Annotated in this window: 20 protein-coding genes; 11 read left to right on the top strand and 9 right to left on the bottom strand. The window is 39.8% G+C overall.

Annotated features, from left to right (window positions below):
• Positions 1-4 precede the first annotated feature (4 nt).
• From ACP2AF_RS03800 to ACP2AF_RS03775, 6 genes are all read left to right on the top strand, one after another.
• Complete coding sequence (locus ACP2AF_RS03800) at positions 5-1,936, top strand: glycoside hydrolase family 3 protein (RefSeq protein WP_425234914.1); 1,932 nt, start codon at positions 5-7, stop codon at positions 1,934-1,936.
• A 109-nt stretch (positions 1,937-2,045) separates the two neighbouring features.
• The gene (locus ACP2AF_RS03795; protein ID WP_425234913.1) at positions 2,046-3,080 is read left to right on the top strand and encodes an alpha/beta hydrolase; all 1,035 of its coding nucleotides are present in this window, start codon (positions 2,046-2,048) and stop codon (positions 3,078-3,080) included.
• 3 nt (positions 3,081-3,083) lie between these two features.
• A complete protein-coding gene (locus ACP2AF_RS03790; protein WP_425234912.1) occupies positions 3,084-4,367 on the top strand; it encodes a CitMHS family transporter in 1,284 nt (427 codons plus the stop codon).
• A 3-nt stretch (positions 4,368-4,370) separates the two neighbouring features.
• Positions 4,371-5,702, top strand: a complete 1,332-nt coding sequence (locus tag ACP2AF_RS03785) for an acyclic terpene utilization AtuA family protein (protein ID WP_425234911.1) — start codon at positions 4,371-4,373, stop codon at positions 5,700-5,702.
• Positions 5,703-5,706: 4 nt separating this feature from the next.
• Complete coding sequence (locus ACP2AF_RS03780; RefSeq protein ID WP_425234910.1) at positions 5,707-6,006, top strand: AtuA-related protein; 300 nt, start codon at positions 5,707-5,709, stop codon at positions 6,004-6,006.
• Positions 6,007-6,114: 108 nt separating this feature from the next.
• Positions 6,115-7,731, top strand: coding sequence for a carboxylesterase/lipase family protein (locus ACP2AF_RS03775; RefSeq protein WP_425234909.1), 1,617 nt, complete (start codon positions 6,115-6,117; stop codon positions 7,729-7,731).
• Between the two features lie 147 nt (positions 7,732-7,878).
• Here the strand turns inward: ACP2AF_RS03775 and ACP2AF_RS03770 are convergent, their stop codons facing one another.
• On the bottom strand, positions 7,879-8,100 hold the full coding sequence (locus ACP2AF_RS03770; protein ID WP_425234908.1) for a hypothetical protein: 222 nt from the start codon (positions 8,098-8,100) through the stop codon (positions 7,879-7,881).
• 264 nt (positions 8,101-8,364) lie between these two features.
• Between ACP2AF_RS03770 and ACP2AF_RS03765 the strand changes: the two genes are divergently transcribed.
• The 4 genes from ACP2AF_RS03765 to ACP2AF_RS03750 all read left to right on the top strand — a co-directional run bounded on the left by ACP2AF_RS03765 (position 8,365) and on the right by ACP2AF_RS03750 (position 10,341).
• A complete protein-coding gene (locus tag ACP2AF_RS03765; protein ID WP_425234907.1) occupies positions 8,365-8,838 on the top strand; it encodes a Crp/Fnr family transcriptional regulator in 474 nt (157 codons plus the stop codon).
• A gap of 67 nt (positions 8,839-8,905) precedes the next feature.
• The gene (locus tag ACP2AF_RS03760; RefSeq protein WP_425234906.1) at positions 8,906-9,394 is read left to right on the top strand and encodes a hypothetical protein; all 489 of its coding nucleotides are present in this window, start codon (positions 8,906-8,908) and stop codon (positions 9,392-9,394) included.
• Entirely contained in the window at positions 9,387-9,932 is a 546-nt protein-coding gene (locus tag ACP2AF_RS03755) for an NADPH-dependent FMN reductase (protein ID WP_425234905.1), read from the top strand. The genes ACP2AF_RS03760 and ACP2AF_RS03755 overlap by 8 nt, the downstream gene beginning before the upstream one ends.
• A gap of 10 nt (positions 9,933-9,942) precedes the next feature.
• Complete coding sequence (locus ACP2AF_RS03750) at positions 9,943-10,341, top strand: DoxX family protein (protein ID WP_425234904.1); 399 nt, start codon at positions 9,943-9,945, stop codon at positions 10,339-10,341.
• A gap of 158 nt (positions 10,342-10,499) precedes the next feature.
• Here the strand turns inward: ACP2AF_RS03750 and ACP2AF_RS03745 are convergent, their stop codons facing one another.
• Together ACP2AF_RS03745 and ACP2AF_RS03740 are read right to left on the bottom strand one after the other, a co-directional pair.
• Positions 10,500-11,663, bottom strand: coding sequence for a phosphatidylserine decarboxylase (locus tag ACP2AF_RS03745; protein ID WP_425234903.1), 1,164 nt, complete (start codon positions 11,661-11,663; stop codon positions 10,500-10,502).
• Between the two features lie 40 nt (positions 11,664-11,703).
• Entirely contained in the window at positions 11,704-12,117 is a 414-nt protein-coding gene (locus tag ACP2AF_RS03740) for a GNAT family N-acetyltransferase (RefSeq protein WP_425234902.1), read from the bottom strand.
• Between the two features lie 89 nt (positions 12,118-12,206).
• Here ACP2AF_RS03740 and ACP2AF_RS03735 point away from each other — a divergent pair, with 89 nt between their 5' ends.
• On the top strand, positions 12,207-12,548 hold the full coding sequence (locus ACP2AF_RS03735; protein ID WP_425234901.1) for a winged helix-turn-helix transcriptional regulator: 342 nt from the start codon (positions 12,207-12,209) through the stop codon (positions 12,546-12,548).
• A 122-nt stretch (positions 12,549-12,670) separates the two neighbouring features.
• On the opposite strand, the gene ACP2AF_RS03730 is transcribed toward ACP2AF_RS03735, so the two are convergent.
• From ACP2AF_RS03730 to ACP2AF_RS03705, 6 genes are all read right to left on the bottom strand, one after another.
• The gene (locus ACP2AF_RS03730; RefSeq protein WP_425234900.1) at positions 12,671-13,255 is read right to left on the bottom strand and encodes a HupE/UreJ family protein; all 585 of its coding nucleotides are present in this window, start codon (positions 13,253-13,255) and stop codon (positions 12,671-12,673) included.
• 1 nt (position 13,256) lies between these two features.
• Positions 13,257-13,766, bottom strand: coding sequence for a DUF6702 family protein (locus tag ACP2AF_RS03725; RefSeq protein WP_425234899.1), 510 nt, complete (start codon positions 13,764-13,766; stop codon positions 13,257-13,259).
• A gap of 18 nt (positions 13,767-13,784) precedes the next feature.
• Positions 13,785-15,062 (bottom strand): dipeptidase, encoded by a 1,278-nt coding sequence (locus tag ACP2AF_RS03720; RefSeq protein WP_425234898.1) that lies wholly within the window; start codon positions 15,060-15,062, stop codon positions 13,785-13,787.
• A 103-nt stretch (positions 15,063-15,165) separates the two neighbouring features.
• A complete protein-coding gene (argE, locus tag ACP2AF_RS03715; protein WP_425234897.1) occupies positions 15,166-16,332 on the bottom strand; it encodes an acetylornithine deacetylase in 1,167 nt (388 codons plus the stop codon).
• 1 nt (position 16,333) lies between these two features.
• Positions 16,334-17,737, bottom strand: a complete 1,404-nt coding sequence (locus tag ACP2AF_RS03710; protein WP_425234896.1) for a YfcC family protein — start codon at positions 17,735-17,737, stop codon at positions 16,334-16,336.
• Between the two features lie 747 nt (positions 17,738-18,484).
• A complete protein-coding gene (locus ACP2AF_RS03705; protein WP_425234895.1) occupies positions 18,485-19,198 on the bottom strand; it encodes a hypothetical protein in 714 nt (237 codons plus the stop codon).
• Positions 19,199-19,202 lie beyond the last annotated feature (4 nt).

Raw genomic sequence — 19,202 nt, 5'->3', positions numbered from 1 at the left:
AATTATGAAAACAACCGTATTCATTTCTATCGCAGTAATCTTATTGTCAAGCTGCCAGTCCAAAACAGTCACTAAACTAGACCCATTGGTTATAAGTTCATCAGAGGTTGTAGTGAAGATTAATGGAAACGAATTTAGAGATCTAAACAACAATAGTTTATTGGATATATATGAAGACTCTGGAGCCAAGATAGAGGATCGAATTGAAGATCTTTTAAGTCAAATGACATTAGAAGAAAAAGCAGGTATGATGTTCATTAATGGTGCGCCTGTTAGTGCTGACGGAAAACCCGATGGCAATGAAGGGCTTGAAGGTCCTGCGTCACGAATGGCTTCCGTTGTTGAAAATATGAACAACCTAAAAATGACACATTTTAATATTTGGAGCATTCCTTCTGACCCAAATATTTTTGCCAAATGGTACAACAATGCCCAGCAAGTTGCTGAAAAAACAAGGTTAGGTATTCCAATTACAATTGCTTCTGACCCAAGACATCACTTTAGTAATACGATTTTTTCAATGAGTGCAAAAGGTTTTGCCCAATTTTGCGAAATGCCGGGTTTTGGCGCTATCGGCGATGAAGACTTAGTGTCGGAATTTGCGAATATTGTCCGTGAAGAATATTTGGCTGTCGGTATCAGGGAGGCCTTGCATCCTCAAATCGACTTGGCTACTGAACCTCGTTGGTCAAGAATTAACGGCAACTTCAGCGAAGATGCGGCTTTAACGGCTCGATTGGTCAAACCTTATATTCGTGGTTTGCAAGGAGAAGTGTTGAGTAATGGCGTGGCTTGTATGACGAAACACTTTCCAGGCGGTGGACCACAAAAAGAAGGTTTAGACCCGCATTTTTCATTTCAGAAAGGACAAATATATCCAGGAGATAATTTTGACTACCATCTTATTCCTTTTGAAGCTGCTTTTGAAGTCAATACGGCCGCTATCATGCCTTACTATGGCATACCAACCGACCAAACAGACGAGAACGTAGCTATGGCTTATAACAAAACGATTATTACCACTTTATTGAGAGAAAAATATAAATACGATGGTGTTGTTTGTACAGATTGGGGCTTAATCACCGATAGACCTATGGGGCCCGATGTGGTTTGGAAAGCAAGGGCTTGGGGTGTAGAAGATTTAAGTGCTGCTGACCGCGCATTGAAAATTATTGAAGCAGGTTGTGACCAATTTGGCGGTGAAAATAGACCTGAGTTAATTGTTCAATTGGTCAATGAAGGAAAATTGACTGAAGAACGCATTGATGTTTCCATAAAGCGTTTGTTAAAACAAAAATTCGAGTTGGGTTTGTTTGATAATCCTTTTGTAGATGAATCAAAGGTCGATGAAATCGTTGGCTCAGAAGCATCAAGGGCTTTGGGAGAGAAAACACAAAAAATCTCCATGACGCTTCTCAAAAATGATAACTCAACTTTGCCATTGGAACAAAAGAAATTCAAATTATATGTTGAAAATATAGACAGTACGACGGTAGCGAATTATGCCGAAGTAGTTGCGACGCCTGAAGCGGCCGATTTTGCGATTATCAGATTAAATACGCCTTGGTATCCTGCCGAAACTAATGTTCCTTTTGCAAAAGGTTTTCATCATGGCGATTTAGATTTTAAAGGCGATGAGAAACAGCGAATTTTAGATTTACTAAATAAAGTGCCAACCGTAGTTGATATTTATTTAGATAGACCTGCCGTCATTCCTCAAATCGCTAATGCAGCAACAGCTCTTATTGCTAATTATGGGGCAAGTGACAAATCGGTTTGTGAAGTTCTTTTCGGAAATACTGCTCCTCAGGGTAAGTTACCTTTCGAGTTACCTACTTCTATGCAAGCGGTAGAAAATCAAAAAACAGATATGCCGTATGACAGCAAAAATCCATTGTTCAAATTCGGTTTTGGATTGTCCTATGAGTCCAATTGAACAAAGTCAATATATGGCAATACTTTCAGCGCTTGCTAACAGCGAATAAAAGTAATAAAGGTTTAAGAGTGGAGGTAATCTTTTTTGGTTCATTTAAAAATAAAGACAAATGAAAAAAATACTGGTTTTTTTGCTACTTATTGGAGGATATGTAACAGATTCTTACGGACAAGCACAAGTTAAAAAGGGGGTAATTGTATTGGACTCTATTTACTCCGAACACCTGGAAAATAAAATGGGCGAAAATCCGACCCGAGCGATTTCTGTTTACCTTCCACCGGGTTATGATAAAAGTGACCAACGTTATCCCGTGGTGTATTTTCTTCATGGGTTTACCGGGAATCATGTTATTCCCGGTATACAGGAAGTGTTGGATCATGCCATCAATTCTAATCGCATACGACCTTTTATATGGGTGATATCTGATCAGAAAACTACCTATGGGGGCAGTTTTTACAGCAATTCTGGCGTCTTTGGAAATTGGGAAGACTTCACAGTTCATGACTTCGTTTCCCATGTTGACAAGAACTATCGAACAATCCCCAAAAAAGAAAGCCGTGGAATTACCGGACATAGCATGGGAGGCTATGGTGCGCTTAAAATTGTTATGCACCACCCCGAAGTGTTCAGCAGTGTTTACGCAATAAGTCCTGGCGCTTTGACAATAGTAAGAGAATATGGGCCGAACAGTAATACCTTCAAGGAGATGTCTTCGATAAATACTATTGAAGAACTTAAAAAAACCTACTTTGGTGGTGTAATGGTTGCTTTTGGCAGGTCTTGGTCACCCAACCCAAGTAAACCTCCTTTTTACTGTGATCTGCCTTTTGAATACAATGAAGGCGAACTAACCGTTCATCAGGATGTGTTACAAAAGTGGTACGATAATATGCCTTTACACATGATTGATGATTATCTGGGAAATCTGCAAAAATTGAAAGCGATAAAAATGGACTGGGGAAGAAATGCCGGTGATCGATTCACAATTCAATGTGATATGTTTAGCCAGCGACTGGAAAATGTTGGCATTACCCATTTTGCAGAGGAATATATCGGTACGCATGTAAGTGATATTTATACAAAGCAAGGGCGAATACCTCAACAAGTTTTACCTTTTTTTGATGAATATCTAGAATTTGAGTAGTCAATGTTAGCGATTCTTGGTCTTTTAACAATTGTTTTATTGCTGTATTTGGTCATGGCCAAAAAGGCATCACCTGTAGTAGCGTTAATAATAGTGCCCATAGTTACCGGTCTTATTGGAGGTCTGGGACTAGAAATTATAGATTTTATGACAGAGGGGATTAAGTCCATTGCCACTACAGGTGTCATGTTCATTTTTGCCATTTTGTTTTTTGGCATTCTTATGGATGCAGGAACCTTTCGTCCAATTGTTAATAGATTGCTGAGAATTGCAGGCAATGATCCCGCAAGAGTTGCAGTTGCTACTGCTCTTCTGGCCATGATTGTACATTTAGATGGTTCTGGAGCAGTGACTTTTTTAATTACCGTACCCGCTTTTATACCAATGTATGATAAATTAAAAATGAAACGATCCACTCTTGCATGCGTCGTTGCATTGGCAGCAGGTACTATGAACATTCTACCTTGGGGCGGCCCAACAATTAGGGCGGCCACTGCTCTTGATATCTCGGTTTCGGAATTATTTAACCCTTTGTTGGTTCCAGTTTCTGTAGGTTTAATTTCTGTTTTGATAATAGCCTTTATTTTAGGTAGAACAGAGAGACAGGTGGGTGATATATCTTTAATTTCCATTAAAGATCAAGAAACACATGACCCAGAATTGGAAAGGCCAAAATTGTTTTGGATCAATATTTTACTAATACTCATGGCAGTTGCTACTTTGCTTTCGGGAGTAGCACCTCCTCATGTGATTTTTATTATTGCCTTTACCATTGCCATCAGTATTAATTATCCCAATCTAAGGCAACAGGCCGAACGAATTAATGCTCATGCAAAATCAGCTATGTTGATGGCGAGCATACTTTTTGCAGCGGGCTGTTTTACAGGTATTTTAAAAGGATCCGGAATGATTGAAGCCATGGCTGAAGTTGCGGTAACTTACCTACCTGAATCGGTTGGCAATCACCTTCCGGTAATAACAGGGGTAGTTTCTATGCCGGCCAGTTTATTGTTTGATCCAGACTCCTTTTACTTTGGCATTTTACCATTATTGTCGACCACCGCCACTCATTTTGGTGGGGATTCGATTGAAGTAGGACGAGCAGCAATAATTGGCCAAATGACGACCGGGTTTCCTGTGAGCCCGTTGACCGGTGCGACATTTCTATTAATAGGATTAACGGGGGTCGATCTTGGAGACCATCAAAGGAAGACTATTCCCCTCGCTTTTTTAGTGACTATAATTATCTTGATTGTATCTCTAATGGTAGGGGCAATAACTTTTTGATAGATGAAAAAAATAAGAATAGGTAGTGGAGCAGGATACAGTGGTGATCGACTAGAACCGGCACTCGCATTAATCGAACATGGTAACTTGGACTATATCAGCTTTGAATGCCTTGCAGAAAGAACCATAGCCTTGGCCCAAAAAGAGAAAAAAAACAATCCGCAAAAAGGTTATAATCATCTCCTTGAATATCGTATGGAACAAGTGTTGCCATTAGCCTACAAAAACAAGGTAAAAGTAATTACTAATATGGGGGCAGCGAATCCCATTTCAGCAATGAATGTAATTTGCGAATTGGCAAAAAAAGAAGGTGTTAGAGGGATTAAGGTAGCGGCAGTTTTGGGTGATGACGTATTCGATTTTGTAAAAAAACACCCTAGCCTTCAAATTAGTGAGACGGGAGACCCACTTTCAACTATTGAGGATAAAATTATTTCTGCCAATGCTTATTTAGGCTCAGAAGGTATTGTACAGGCTTTAAAAAATGATGCTGATTTCATAATAACAGGAAGAGTTGCCGACCCCTCATTATTTTTAGCTCCGATGATACATGAGTTTAATTGGAACATAAAAGATTATGATAAATTGGGAAAAGGAACATTGGTAGGTCATTTATTGGAATGCGCCGGTCAGGTAAGTGGTGGATATTTTGCCGACCCCAACAAAAAAAAGGTACCAGATCTTTGGGATATAGGTTTTCCCTTTGTAGAAATAGATGAAATGGGTTCAGGGTACATCACTAAAGTAGATGGCACAGGAGGAATGATCAACACAGCCACCTGTACTGAGCAACTACTATACGAAATACACGACCCGGCCAATTATCTTACCCCTGACTGTATTGCCGACTTTTCATCGGTGAAATTTGAGCCGACTGAAAAAGACGTTGTAAAATTTAGGAATGCAACAGGTAAAGAAGCAACTGAAACATACAAAGTAAGTGTAGGTTACCTCAATGGTTATTATGGCGAAGGACAAATTAGTTATGGAGGTATACAATGTATAGAACGAGCTAAACTCGGCATTGCAATAGTTCAAAAAAGATTGGAAAAACTCAATTTTAAAGATTTACGATTTGACCTAATAGGCCTGAACTCAATTTCTCCATTAAAAGAGCAACATAAAGATGTTAATGAGGTAAGACTACGAGTCTCGGGCAGGGCAAAATCCATTGAAGAGGCCAAAAAAATAGGTAGAGAAGTTGAAACCCTCTATACAAATGGACCCTCTGGAGGTGGTGGGGCAACACAAAAAGTAGAAGAAGTCATTTCTGTTGTTTCTGTGCTGGTACCCAAATCGGAAGTAAAAACACAGGTCGTTTATTCAAAAACATAGCTAAATGAAACTTTGGGAAATTGCACATTCGAGAAGCGGAGATAAGGGAAATATTAGCAACATATCTTTGATTGTTTTCAACAAATCAGATTACGGTCTAATTAAAGAAAAAGTAACCGAAGAACGTGTAAAACAATGGCTTGGAAATAAAATAAAAGGAAATGTTGAGCGCTATGAACTGCCGCAATTGGGTGCTTTGAATTTTGTATTGTTCAATGCTTTGGATGGGGGTGTTACAAGTTCAACTTCATTAGATAAGCACGGTAAATCGCTTAGCTCTTTTTTCCTACAAATGACCATTTAATATACTTTTAAAATCTCGATGTTCACTGAAGAATTTAGATTTCAAACCGATAAAAAATTCCTACCATAACTACTTATTAAAACATCATTTAACAAAAAAATCAGAGCAATGAAACATCTTGTCACCTTTATTTTACTTTTAATACTATTCAATTTTGAAGGATTCGGTCAATTACAGACTGGCGATAATATAGCCATTGCGGAAACCACTTCAGGAAAGGTACGTGGACTTATTCGAAATGGGATATTCACTTATAAAGGAATCCCGTATGCCACGGCAAAAAGATTTGAAGCCCCGACAAGAGTAGAGTCCTGGGAAGGCATAAGAAGCTCATTGAATTATGGCCCTGTAGCCCCGTTAGAAGACCCTGACACCCCATTAAATGATGAAATGAAGTTCTTCTTTGATCATGATTTAGGGTCTCAAGGCGAAGATTGTTTGGCTTTAAATATATGGACACCAAGTATTTCTGATGACAAGAAAAGACCTGTAATGTTTTGGATTCATGGAGGCGGATATAAAACAGGGTCTTCGCAAGAATTGCCATCGTATCATGGCGAAAACCTTTCAAAAAAAGGAGATGTCGTTGTAGTGTCAATCAACCATAGATTAAATATTCTTGGGTTTCTAGACCTTTCCAAATACGGTTCAGCGTACAAGTATTCTGCAAACCACAGTATATTGGATATTCGCACTGCCCTGGAATGGGTGCAAGAGAATATTGGCAATTTTGGAGGCGACCCAAATAATGTTACAATTTTTGGTCAATCGGGTGGTGGAGCAAAGGTCAATAACCTAATGGCAATGCCATCTGCCAAAGGGCTTTTTCATAAAGCCATAAACCAGTCGGGGGCATTCAAGTGGGCGTTGTTAAAAAAAGAAACCACCCAAAAGATAACAGAAGAAGTACTGAAAGAGTTACACTTAACCGATAATGAGGTGGACAGCCTTAAAACAATACCCTATAAAGCATTACAAAAAGCAGGTCGAAAGGCTTTAAAAACTGTTGAGAACAAAATGAAAGAAGATGGTGTTCCAATTCCAGGTTTCGGATTTGGGCTAGATTGGTTTCCAAGTATTGATTCTGACTTGATCCCCTATGATGTTTTTTCAAAAGAAGCCATGGAATTATCCAAAAACATTCCACTTCTTATTGGTACGGTTAAGAATGAATTTCCGGTATCTGCATTTGCGGGGATGTCGAACGCAACTGAAGAACAGGTAAAAGGTTTTATTCAACAACAGAAAGGAGATAAAACAGAAGCTTATATAAAAGCTGTCAAGCAGGCATACCCAAATGATACCAAACCTAGTGATTTAATGGATGTAGACTTGATTTTTCGTCCGGGTGCGGTCCACCAGGCTAATATTAAGAGTACACTTTTAAACGGCGCACCAGTTTATATGTATTTTTTCTCCTGGAAGTCTCCTGTCCTTGGTGGAAAGTATAAGGCTTTTCACTGTATGGAATTACCTTTTGTTTTTGATAACATTGCGCGAAGTGAAAATATGATCGGCAGTGGAAAAAACGCCCAAATACTTGCAAATAAAATGAGTCTGTCCTGGATTAATTTTGCTCATACTGGCAATCCCGGACATGATGACTTACCTAATTGGAACCCATATACTAAGAAAAATGGTGTGACAATGTTTTTTGACTATGACTGTGAGATTAGATACCATCATGATAAAGAAATACTAGATATTGAGAGTTCTGGAAAGTAGATAGCCTCATGCTTCAAGTTGTTATTGGTCAAGAAATTCTTTTGTTTATTGGAAAGATCATTCGGTTTAGTACCAATCTCGGTAAACCATTAGTCATTGTAGTTCGAAGACCTTCGACCACTAGAGGGAATGGATTGATGAGAGGTGTTAAGCATCAATCTGGCAATATGCTCGACATTCATTTTGATGCCAGGTCTTTGGTCGTTTCAATTTACGGTAATCTTCGTAAACATCAAAAATGCCATTTTTGTTAAGGTCATTAAAGGCAAATCGGTCTACCGTGAGTAATGACACCCCTGAATTGACATTATATCCCAAGGTGCTGCCGTTCTCATTGCTTACCACGGTATGGCTATCTTTATGTTCCACGGTAAATTTTGGGCTACATGCGAGCCGGAGCCGTTGGCGGAAGTTTTTTCTAGTGTCGTCAATGGAAGGTATTGTAGGACAAACGTATTGTAATTGTTTAGCTTTTTACATGAAATTATTCAATAAATGCAATTAATCTTCAACAAAAAGATGTTCTGCAGGAACCAAAAGCTTGTATACGTGGATTTATGTATAATTAGTATCTTGGATAGATGATCAAAAATCGTCTGTTTTTGCCGAACTACATCTAAAAAATCCATCGAATTGCAGGAAATTAAAGTTCCTAAAGGACAAATTTTACAACATAGTGGAGCGCTTAATTCTAAAATCTATGCTGTAAAATCAGGTTTATTGAGAAGCTATTCCATTGATAAAAAAGGTAGAGAGCATATTTTTATGTTTGCTCCAGAGGGCTGGACCATTGCTGATAGTGTAAAACCGGATTTACCCTGTGATTTATTCATCGAAGCTTTGGAGGACTCCCAAATCTTAGTCTTTGAAAAGAAAATTGAAAATTCTTCCAACATCGAATCCCTAATAAACAGAATTAATGTGCTCCAAAAGAGGGTAATAATGTTAATGAGTTCCTCTGCCATAGAAAGGTACCAACATTTTGTAGAAACCTATTCGGATATCGTACAGAGAGTGCCCCAAAAAATGATTGCATCTTATCTGGGGGTAACTCCCGAAAGCCTAAGTGCCGCAAAAAAAGATTGGTATAAAAACCAAGCCAAGTGATTTCTTATGATACCTTAATGCACAACCATATTGATTGGTAGACATTTGCTCTAAAAAGAGGAGTAAAATGACTACTAAAAAAAACTACACTGCTTATATTTTTGCATTCACATTTGTAGGCGCGATCACTTTCATTTATACCTTTATTGCCATCGCCTTAGTCCCCTATTGGCAAGAGTTATCCGGCACCGAAATTCAATCTTGGTGGTCAGGTCCCTTTACCCGTTTTTCAAACATCATGGTGCCTCTTCATATCCTTTCCATCATTACGATGGTATACGCCTTTATTAAAAACCGAAAGGAAAGTAATGGTAAGGTACTTTGGTTAATTACGCTTATTACACTATTGATTTGCCAAGGATTCAACTTTGGATTATATGGTGGGATTTATAATCCTGCATTACAATCTGGTGCACTTGAGGCACAAGAGGCCTTAAGTACATTTGATGATTGGGATTTTTATCACACCGTTAGGACAATTTTTGTTTGTGTGAGTTTAGTTACCCTTATCATAATCGGCTTAACGCAGAAAGCAAAAATCAATCAAAATGACTAAAAAAATAATTGCATTTGGGGCTTCAAACAGCAAAAACTCTATAAACAAGAAGCTTGCCGAGTATACCGCAGACCAAATAAATGGGGTTGAAATAACGGTTCTCGACCTAAATAATTTTGAACTGCCTATCTATTCTATTGACCTTGAAAGAGAAACGGGAGTTCCTGCAAATGCCATTCGGTTTTCTCAGTTTATTCAAGAAGCCGATGGCGTCATCATTTCCCTGGCTGAGTACAACGGACTTTACACTTCTGCTTTTAAAAATCTTTGGGATTGGATGTCACGCATGGGTAACCCAAAAATTTGGCACAACAAGCCAATGTTTCTTATCGGTACTAGTCCAAGCAGGCGCGAAGGATCTTATGTAATGAAGGTATCAAAATATCTCTTCCCTCTCTTTGGTGCAAACATCATATCAAGTTTTCATCTCCCTTCTTTTAACCACTTTTTCAGAGACGGACAAATTGTTGAGCCCAAACAGATAGAATTATTTGATGCGGCATTAGAAAAATTTCAAACTCATTTAATTAACAACTAAAAACAAGAAAATGGCAAAATTTCACGAAGAAACGATCAGTAAAACACAGAAAATAATAGGGTACGGCCTTTCTATTCTATTTAGCGTTCAAATTTTTATGGCCGGAATTCTAAAGGTAATTCAAGAAGCTGATATTGTAGAACGAATGAATAACGTGCCCAATTGGGGAGATAAATTGATGTTTGTCGGTATATTGGAGTTAATATTGTTGGCTCTTTATTGGATTCCTAAAACCCAAAAGCTAGGGTTCTATTTACTATGTGCTTTCGTTGGTGGCGTCATAGTCGCCGAAGTGGCAGCGGGGACACACGTAGAACAAGGGGCACCACCTGCACCTCTAGTAGGTATCGTCACCGCAGTGCTCTTATACGCTGGAACTATTCTAAGAAAACCGTCTATGTTGAAATGATATTATACTTGTAATGACTAGCTCTAATGATTATCCAACTGTTGCTACCTTGGCACCAATTCTTTTTGAGCATATTCCATATTCAAAAATAGAACCTTTTACGGAACACATTAGGTCCAAAAGTCCTTTCAATAGGAATCATTTCACAAAGGTGGTCACTAATGTCGTAGGGTGCTTTTTTTGGATTGTAATGAACCTATTCGCTGTCCCTGCTGCACGCTCATAGCACTAAATACCCCTTTTTGAAAAATAAGGAGGATGGTAGAACCGCCATAGGCAAAGTAACCCACTTTGTCTCCTTTGTAAATTTTCACAGGTCTTATAGCGTCAACATGTTGTAACCGCTCTTCAAATACAACGGAACCTATAGTCTGTAAACCTATGGGAACCATGCCCATGTATCCATATTGTTCGGTCTTTATGACCAAGTAACCGTGCCTAAAATTTTCAAAAACACTATAATCCTTGTTGTAGGCAATATTCCCATTGTTTATGATATCCGGAATATCGGGCATCCCGAACAATCTGTCTCCAACTTCTTCCCTGGCCTCCACCACGGTGCCCGATATGGGAGCATGGTAGTGATGATAGTTGTCGGGTTTCAGGAATACCGCCAGTGCGGTTCCTCCCACAAATTCTTTAGCATATTTTGAATCCGCCAACAAGGCATTAAGATTGAGTGTCATACGGCCCTTTGTAGGGATTTGGGTCTTCAACTTAAGATCATTATTGATCATATTGATGACACCGTCCGCGGGAGACACCAAAACAGCGTTGTTGTCAAAAGCCTCAATTTTGCGGGCTCCCGGTTTCAACTCACGCGTAAAGAACGCGTTGAAGGATTTGAAACCTTCCAGGGGCATTACAAAATCATCATGGTCTATGGATTTGTCCTCCAACCATGTGTCAATGATCTTTGCGGACTCGGGGCTGTCCATATACCTTCCCCTTTCTTCGATAAATTTCAGGCTCCAACTATAACCCGGCTCTTTCAGAATGAACTTTATTCCATAGGGATTATGGTAATACAGCATGGAAAATTCAATGATTTTGTCCAGTCCGTTTTTGGTATTGGGTAGAAAATAGAACCATTCGTTCAAGAAATCATAGAGGTCGTCGATATTTTTGCCCTTCCATGGATTTGGTGTTCCATCGGGCGTGTCCCGTAGGTTGGCGAACATATCCTTTATGACATTCCGAAAAGATGCATCGGAAACATACAATTCCTTCAAATTCAGGACAGGGGCACAATCATTTTGTGAACGGGATGAAATGACGCACAATAAAAAAGTAAGCATACAAATAAGAACTTTAGCTTTCATACCAGGTTGTTTTAGTAACTTGCAAGCCTTTATGTTTTCACTATTCCTTAAGGATTTTATACATACCGGGACTATCATCTTTCCTTTTGTGATATCCTAATTCTTGATAGAACCCTTGGGAGTCTTGGGCGGCCATGAGTCCCACAAATACATAGGTTTCAAATCGCTCTGCAAGATATTGTTCAATGTTTTGCATAATGAGCCGTCCAATGCCCTTTCCTTTGTATTCAGGCCTAACGATGACGTCCTGAATGTAGAAATAGATAGCACCATCTCCTATTACCCTGCCCATTCCAATAATCATATCCTCTTTGTACACGGAAACCGAGTACAGATCATTGTCTAAGGCTTTCTTTACCTGATGATCCGGTAACAATTTCCATAAGGTGGTATTGCGAAGGGATTGATACTCCGGAACGGTCAAATGGTTTGTCTTTGTGGTATAGGTCTGCATTTGAAAAATACTTTAATTGAAAAGAAGGGGAATTTTGATTGGCAAGCTACTACTTTTTTTGTAGTTTTGCTACAAAATATGTAGTAAATATGAAGATACCTACTCCGGGGAAACCCGTAAGGGGATCCAAAACGGGTCAGCCCATTATGGCTTTACTGGATTTACTGGGCCGTAACTGGGCCATGGGCATCGTTTGGCATTTGTACCAGGGACCAAGTACATTTAGAAGACTTCAGGAGTATTGTGAGTCCATTTCCCCAACTACTTTGAATAAACGCCTAAAGGAGCTTCGTGAATCGTATCTCATCGAACGGACAGTGGATGGATATACCCTTACCCAGCATGGCAAAGAGTTGTATGAGTTGATAGAACCTCTGGGTGGGTGGGCCAGGCATACTTGGGCCAAAAACTTTGAGGATAGGGATAATTGAAATACTTCTTTTCTCAGAATTCTTTTGGTGTTTCTTGTAAATTAAGGTGTTATGTGAGACCTCAAAGAATACAATATTGGTGTTTAGTTGGTATTACCCTGCTTTTTATCTTTGAGAAGTGTTTACCAAAACTTATTGTCCAGCATCGAAATTAGGGACATACCTGCCGCTGCCCCCGAAATAAAGACATTCCAATCACGATGTTTCACTCCGATGACATTGAGAAAGAGAAAGGCAACCCCAACAACAAAAAATACGACCAATAGTTGTCCAAGTTCAATTCCCAGATTAAAGCCCAACAAGGGTACCGCAATATCGGAAGGGTCCATTATCAGCGCCCTGAAATAGTTGGAAAAATCCATACCGTGTACAAACCCAAAGAATAACGCCATACTATAGTTTCGACCCATTCTTGAGGACTTTTCGGTCAGATTTGTACCAATTACATTGTGGAGGGCGGTTACGAATATAGTAGCTGGTATAAGAAATTTGATAATGTTGGAGGGGATTGTAATAATTTCCAAGGATACAAGGGCCAAGGTAACGCTGTGACCTATCGTAAAAGCGGTCACCAAAATGAGAATGTTTTTCCATTGTTGGATTCGGTAGATAGCACAAAGTACTACGAGGAAGAGTATGTGATCATAGCCGGCCAGGTTTGAAATATGTTCAAAACCTAACTTCAAGTAAAATTCAAAGGGATGCATATCAGAATTTCAATTGGTGAACGGATGTTTTTTTGTTGAGCATCAGACTTTTGGATTTTCCGTTGACATGGACGTAGACGATGTTGTTTTGATCAAAGAACAAATCCGTGAAAACGGCATTTTTGATTTCCAAAGATGTCAATGGAGATGATTGTTGATGCTCAAAGTAGATCCACAGGGCAGTGTTCTCTCCATCACCGCTTAATTTTTTGCTTTTTATTTTCAGAGCTACCAATTTTCTGTTTGTCTTGACATAAAAAAATTGGTTGACGTAGTTCATCAGCATTTTATTCGCCTGTGCCGACTCATTAGGTTGGCAAAAGGCAAGTTCCTTGCTGTAAGGATCAAAGAGTATAGCTTCGTTGACATCGGTTAAGAATAGTTTTAGGTTGATGCTCAAGATTTGTTTACTGGAGGTATACTCTATTTCACATAAGGACAACCTTAAAGGATGGTCCTCAATTGATGTGGACAATCCCAGGGTTAGTATCACAAATAGCAATCTAAACACTACCTTAAAATTTAGGACTCAGGACTTTTCTTCGGACTGTATCCGTTTTGCAACAGCTTGGACTTCTTTGAAGACACGAATCAAATTTCCTCCCCAGATTTTTCGAATCTGTTCTTCGGTATACCCACGTCTTACCAGTTCAATGGTGATGTTCATTACTTCGCTGGCATCAAAAACCCCTTCAATTCCTCCGCCTCCGTCAAAATCGCAACCAATTCCCACATGATCGATTCCGGCCACCTTGACGATATGATCAATATGATCGACCACATGTTTTACGGTTGCCGCAGGATCGGGGTATCTCTCATTGAGTTCCTGTGTAGATTTTCGCATTGCGTTTCGTTCTTCCAGGGTCATGTCTTCAATAGGTTTCATCTTGTCACGGAGTGCTGCCAATGCGGAGTCCAACCTTTTGTTCGGTGGGGCTTCCCGTAGATAGTCCGCCAACATTGTAAGTTGTACCACGCCTCCATTTTTCGCCATTAGCTCCAACATTTCATCGGTCATATTGCGTGGGTGATCGGTTATGGACCGGGCGTTGGAGTGGCTGGCAATGATCGGTGCCTTGGACATGGAAATTGCATCGTAAAATACACTGTCGTTACCATGGGAAACATCTACCATGATGCCTAGGCGATTCATCTCCCGGACTACCGCGCTTCCAAATGCACTAATACCACCATGCTCGGATCCATTCGAATCGGTAGCGGAATCTGCCAAATCATTGTTTGATGAATGTACCAAGGTGATATAGCGTACACCTCTATCAAAATACAGAGCTACATTGGAGAGATCCTTTCCGATGGGGTAACCATTTTCGATACCTATGTAGATCGCGCGCTTACCGGCCTTTTCCATAGTATATGCATCTTCAGGGTTGAGGGCCAATCCTACGATGTCTAAATTTTTTTGGGTAGAAGCCACGATCGAATCTATCATTTGAAGACATAGGGTCTTGGCGCGGGTGTTACCATCGTCATCACGGATATCCTGTGCGACAAAGGCGGCAAAAAAGATAGCGTCCAAACCGCCTTCGATCATCCGTGGATAGTCTACCTTTGAGCCAGTTTCCCGGGGATCATGTCGTTCCGCCATATCAAAACCCGGCTCAATCATACGTCCAGGCGTATCCGCATGGGTATCGAGAGTGAGTACGCGCTTATGAATTTCAAGCGCTTTTTGTGTCAATTCGTCTTCCTCGATTTTTGGATCGGTCGAAGTGGATTTTTCCTTGCAGCCACTTATTAGAAGTAACAAAAGGAAAAAAACGGGATATCTTTGAGAAGTCTTAAACATGTATTCCAGCTTAAACAATTGAGAATAGTTAAATGTACAATATTAAATGAATCAAGGGAAGCTTTGGTTGCCGCACTTGGGAGAGCTTTAAATTCCCGGATACTTAGCGAAAGTGGTCGGAAGATAATTCTTGGATCAGCTTTTCCAACATTTCCATTCCCTTTTCCAATTGTTCATGGGCGATATATTCATCGGCTCTATGGGCTTGTGCAATAGATCCCGGCCCACAAATTGCTGTATGAAAGCCTTCATTCGCAAACTGACCGGCTTCGGCTGCATAGGCAACCGTGTTCAGTTTGGAATTCCCTGTTATTCTTTTGATTAAATGGACTATATCATCATCGGCTTTGGTGTCTAGATGGGGAACAGGGGGGTGATTTTCAATGGTTCTTATTGAAAAATCGGAAAAGATGTTCTGTAATTTTTCTTTCCGTTCGGCACAATAGGCTTCAAATTCATTGACAATGGCTACAATATCATCCTTCGGAATGGTCCGTAAATCCCAATAAAAATGAGCCTTATCAGCGATTACATTAGGAGCAATGCCCCCTTCGACCAAACCAATATGAATGGTTGAGTAGGGTGGACTAAAACGTTTATCCAATCGTTTGTCGGCAATCAATCGATTCATTTTATTCTCAAGCCAAAGGATCAACCGCATTGATTCGTGAATGGCACTTACCTCTTGTTTTATGCGACTACTATGCCCGGCGGAACCATTTACGTAGGTCTCAAGAATGTAAATGCCCTTCTGCCCGACAATAGGTTCCATCAAAGAGGGTTCTCCAATAATGGCATATTTGGGGATTTCTTTGTAATGGGTCTTGACCGCTCGAGCCAATTCGGGTCCGGCTAAACAGCCCACCTCCTCGTCATAGGAAAAAGCAAAATATATCGGTTTTTTCAAGTTAGCCTTAACCAATTGGGGCAGTACGGCCAAACAACAGGCTACAAACCCCTTCATGTCACAAGCCCCCCTGCCATAAAGTTTTCCGTCACCTTTGTCCGTAAGCTTAAAGGGATCGGTGGTCCACTCCTGACCTTCAACCGGTACTACATCTGTGTGACCGGAAAGAATAACACCGCCATCGATACTGGGTCCAATCCGACAATGTAATGAAGCTTTATCCCCTTTTTCATTGGGCAACAAGTTTACATCAATACCATAAGATTCAATATATTCTTTTATCCAATGAATGATGCTTAAATTGCTCTCACCCCCCAATACAGGAAATGAAACAAGCTTTTCAAGAATGTACTTAACGGTCATATCAACTATAGTTTGTGGCAACTGCAAAAATCAAGGCCAAAAAAGCGATGAAGAGTACACTGATCAAAACGGGAAAAATAAAGCGAATCCACCGATCGATAGGTACACGACACATACTGAGCATGGCGATAAGTCCCCCTAAGGTTGGGTTAACAAGGTTGGATAGTCCATCACCTATCTGAAATGCCAGAATGCTAATTTGTCTGGTAAGACCAAGGGATTCCCCTAAGGGAAGCATTACGGGTAAGGTGGCCAATGCCTGTCCACTTCCCGATGGGATAAAAAAGTTGATTGCACTTTGGGAGATCGACATGCAAATGGCCGAGGCATATAGAGGTAAATCCTGTAACCAGATGGAGAGCTGATATGAAATGGTGTCGCCAACGTTTCCCATTTCCATAAGAACTTTAATGGATGTTGCATAGCCTACCATAAAGCCCCCCGGCGCAGACAGCGCAACCGCCTTTAATACGGTTTCGCTCATATTCGTGGCACTCATTTTTGAAACCAGGCCACAAAGAAGGGCGATGATCAAGAATACTGCAGAAAGCTCATTAATGTACCAATTCAAGTTGAAGACCCCGTATATAATAGTCAAAAGACCCGCGATAAATAGAGAAATGACCATCCAACTGTTTCCGCTCATTCGATATTCCTGAAGTGGTTTTGATAAGGTCAATTCGCTTATATCAAGACCTCTACCTAAACTCTTTTCTGGATTTAAAGAAATCTTTTTGAAATATCTCACATTGTAAAAGGCCATAATAGATAATGCTACAAAACAAAGCACGCTGCGAAGTAAGGCTCCTGAAAACAAAGGCAGCTCGGCAATTTTATGACCGGTACCTACTGTGTATGGATTAATTGGCGATAACCCAAATCCTATGGTCATGGCCCCTACCGAAATACCTGCCGCCAGAATTAAATCGCCGCCTAGTGCCAGACTCAGGACTGCCGCTATGGGAACCATGGCAATATTGTTTTCATAACCCACGGCAAGACCGAGCAAACCATAAATAAATGTCATGATGACAATAATGAGGTGTTTGTGTTTTAAACCCAAATTTTTCACAAGTGTGCCAACGGCATTCTCAACAGCTTTTGACTTTTCCATAAAGCCAAACATGATGCCCCCCGCAAAAACGACAAAAATAATTTCTACCGCAGCCTTAAAGCCCAAGGGTATGGCTTTGAACATATCCAATAATCCAATAGGTGTGGCAGGAATAGTCCTATATGAATTGGGAACCACCGTACTTCGGCCATCAACCAAAATCCGTTCATAGGTCCCGGCTGGTAGCATATAGCTCAACAGGGTCACCAGGATAATTATGGCAAACAACAAGGTTATGGCATGTGGTATGCGATTAAAAAAAGATTGATCTTTATAATTTGATATACTCATTTGTCGCTAAAGGACATCCATGAATTTTTCAGTTCGAGAATCAATTCATTATGGGATTATGATAGTTCGTGTTAATTTAAACTAATATAATCCCTACAAATCAAATCCGAGTATATTTCATCAAATACATTTCTCTTTTTATCATAAATTTTACCGATTATTTTAACTTGATTAATGATCGGATAATTTAATTCATGCCACAATTCCCTTATTTTATAATTTAAATAATAAGAAAGAACTAAGAATTTACGATTACATTTTAGCCCTGACCCTGCGGAATATTCCTTTTGACTTATCACTTCATTATAGAAGTTGTCTAACCCGCTTATCTCTGAGAAATTCCGATTTCCCAAAGCATCAAGGAAAATCACATTAGTATTTGACAAAACAAAAGAAATCTCTCTAATGTTATGTTTTAAGACTAAATGCTCTATTTGCTTAATGGTATCATCATCGAATGCAACAGAATTACCAAGTGAAGTGTAATAGTAGCTTCTATGTCCAAATGAACTATTGATAATAGGTTCGATATGGTCCGTAGGGCAAATGAAGTATAAGTGACTGTGCATTAATTCAATACCGTGGTTTTAAGATCAAAGAAAAAATGGTTATGGTCAATTTTTTAATCCAAACATTTTAGCTTTGATCTATATCTATTCGACCTTTACCCAAAAAGTGCCTAAAGCAGTAAAACAGTAATTTTCAATGGGCAATAAACCGTATAGTGCCGAAATTCATCGACTCATATCAGAGGCTTTTGACATCAATAACCTCAAAGTTTTTAGCGTCAAAGTAATCATCCAATCCATAGTCCGTGTTAATGATGATTCCACCCAACAGGGTAACTTTATCAACATGGAATTCATCCTTGCATGACTTTATATGATCATGGATCTTTTTATCGATAATCTCATAAGTTGCTTCCGTAATTCCTTTCTCAATGTTTTCGCTTCCCAATATTTGTTCCCGGAAGGGCAGCAGGCTTTCCTCAAGCTTCATTTGTTGATAGTCATCCTCGTTCAATACCGGTCTATAGTTCCCGTTCTGAATTCGGCTCAATGCCAACATAAGGGCACCACAAGAGTTGCCGGTCTGCTCTTGTCGTGGTCTGTACATCTTGCCCAAACCCCCTTCCAACGTAATCCCTATATGGGGACCATAAAATATAAATGCACTACCTTCATCCGGAATGTGATGGGCAAAAGCCGTCATGCCGGTTTGTCCTGCAAAAGGCAGGCCTCCCAATCCTCCCATAATAAATGGGCCGAACAATACATTAAAGAACGTTGTGGAAGGAACGTTAATATCATCTGAACACACGGAGGTGGCCATCAATACTTTAGAGATGTCGATTTTGTGTTCAATTTGCATTTTCCCAAGGTAATGAATGGATGTGTCCTTCGCGTCCATGGCATTGGGAAAATGGGACTTTACTATTTCATCAAATTTTCTTTGTAACATAATT

Source organism: Ulvibacterium sp. (assembly GCF_965248315.1).
GTDB lineage: Bacteria > Bacteroidota > Bacteroidia > Flavobacteriales > Flavobacteriaceae > Ulvibacterium.
This window is presented reverse-complemented; position numbering and strand designations above follow the sequence as displayed.

Bases quoted from the DNA above. Each gene is read 5' to 3' on its own strand.
- ACP2AF_RS03755 (WP_425234905.1), top strand. From the start codon at position 9,387: ATGACTAAAAAAATAATTGCATTTGGGGCTTCAAACAGCAAAAACTCT.
- ACP2AF_RS03745 (WP_425234903.1), bottom strand. From the start codon at position 11,663: ATGAAAGCTAAAGTTCTTATTTGTATGCTTACTTTTTTATTGTGCGTC.
- ACP2AF_RS03735 (WP_425234901.1), top strand. From the start codon at position 12,207: ATGAAGATACCTACTCCGGGGAAACCCGTAAGGGGATCCAAAACGGGT.
- ACP2AF_RS03800 (WP_425234914.1), top strand. From the start codon at position 5: ATGAAAACAACCGTATTCATTTCTATCGCAGTAATCTTATTGTCAAGC.
- ACP2AF_RS03760 (WP_425234906.1), top strand. From the start codon at position 8,906: ATGACTACTAAAAAAAACTACACTGCTTATATTTTTGCATTCACATTT.
- ACP2AF_RS03750 (WP_425234904.1), top strand. From the start codon at position 9,943: ATGGCAAAATTTCACGAAGAAACGATCAGTAAAACACAGAAAATAATA.
- argE (WP_425234897.1), bottom strand. From the start codon at position 16,332: ATGACCGTTAAGTACATTCTTGAAAAGCTTGTTTCATTTCCTGTATTG.
- ACP2AF_RS03705 (WP_425234895.1), bottom strand. From the start codon at position 19,198: ATGTTACAAAGAAAATTTGATGAAATAGTAAAGTCCCATTTTCCCAAT.
- ACP2AF_RS03740 (WP_425234902.1), bottom strand. From the start codon at position 12,117: ATGCAGACCTATACCACAAAGACAAACCATTTGACCGTTCCGGAGTAT.
- ACP2AF_RS03775 (WP_425234909.1), top strand. From the start codon at position 6,115: ATGAAACATCTTGTCACCTTTATTTTACTTTTAATACTATTCAATTTT.
- ACP2AF_RS03710 (WP_425234896.1), bottom strand. From the start codon at position 17,737: ATGAGTATATCAAATTATAAAGATCAATCTTTTTTTAATCGCATACCA.
- ACP2AF_RS03790 (WP_425234912.1), top strand. From the start codon at position 3,084: ATGTTAGCGATTCTTGGTCTTTTAACAATTGTTTTATTGCTGTATTTG.
- ACP2AF_RS03720 (WP_425234898.1), bottom strand. From the start codon at position 15,062: ATGTTTAAGACTTCTCAAAGATATCCCGTTTTTTTCCTTTTGTTACTT.
- ACP2AF_RS03785 (WP_425234911.1), top strand. From the start codon at position 4,371: ATGAAAAAAATAAGAATAGGTAGTGGAGCAGGATACAGTGGTGATCGA.
- ACP2AF_RS03780 (WP_425234910.1), top strand. From the start codon at position 5,707: ATGAAACTTTGGGAAATTGCACATTCGAGAAGCGGAGATAAGGGAAAT.
- ACP2AF_RS03730 (WP_425234900.1), bottom strand. From the start codon at position 13,255: ATGCATCCCTTTGAATTTTACTTGAAGTTAGGTTTTGAACATATTTCA.
- ACP2AF_RS03795 (WP_425234913.1), top strand. From the start codon at position 2,046: ATGAAAAAAATACTGGTTTTTTTGCTACTTATTGGAGGATATGTAACA.